This window comes from Prevotella sp. MGM2 (assembly GCF_002933955.1).
GTDB lineage: Bacteria > Bacteroidota > Bacteroidia > Bacteroidales > Bacteroidaceae > Alloprevotella.
This window is the reverse complement of record NZ_BEWW01000064.1, coordinates 1-639: the sequence shown is the minus strand read 5'-3', so window position 1 is coordinate 639 and position 639 is coordinate 1. Positions and strand designations below refer to the sequence as shown.

Here is a 639-nt window from a genome sequence, read left to right as displayed (position 1 = left end):
CACAAATTTAACACTTTTCTCAAAATTCATGCACCGTGTTTTCGGCTTGACCCGGCAATACCGCAGAAGCGCGTCAGCAGCAAGCAGCGCAGATTGTCGTTGGAGGACTACCGCGCCACCTATCTCCAAGTCCCAAAGATTATCAACCGCAAGCCCGTGTTCGTCAGTGAGACGGTGCGTGACGAACTTGACAGGGTTGTCCGCTACCTAGGAGGAAGGGGCATGAGTGCATCGGGATTGATAGAGAACCTTGTCCGCTTGCATCTCGATGCCTATCGGGATGACATTGAGCAGTGGCGCAAACTCTAATGGGATTACGGAAAGTCAGTTAGGTCGGTGGATATACTTCACCGGCTTAACCGATACCCTAGATGAGTTATTACACTCGGAAACAAATCCGACAGGCGGAGGATTTTTGTGTCTTCAAAGACACAGCAAGGTATGTTTTGGGCTGCTCAAAATACTTCGAGCAGCTCAAAACGCCTTGTCCTTACAGGAAACTGGATTTCCTCCGAAGTCGGAAATCCTTTCAAATCAGCGATGCCATTTTTACTTTTTTGAATGGTCTGAATTATTCTTTATCCAACCCGTTGGCGGAATTAATTTAAGTTGATAAATATGAGTAAAAAGTTGCACATA

General features: G+C 46.3%; 1 protein-coding gene. It reads left to right on the top strand.

Annotated features, from left to right (window positions below):
* A partial coding sequence (locus tag C5S62_RS01505; RefSeq protein WP_133159449.1) for a DUF3408 domain-containing protein occupies positions 1 to 309 on the top strand: 309 nt, incomplete at its 5' end.
* Between the last annotated feature and the right edge of the window lie 330 nt (positions 310 to 639).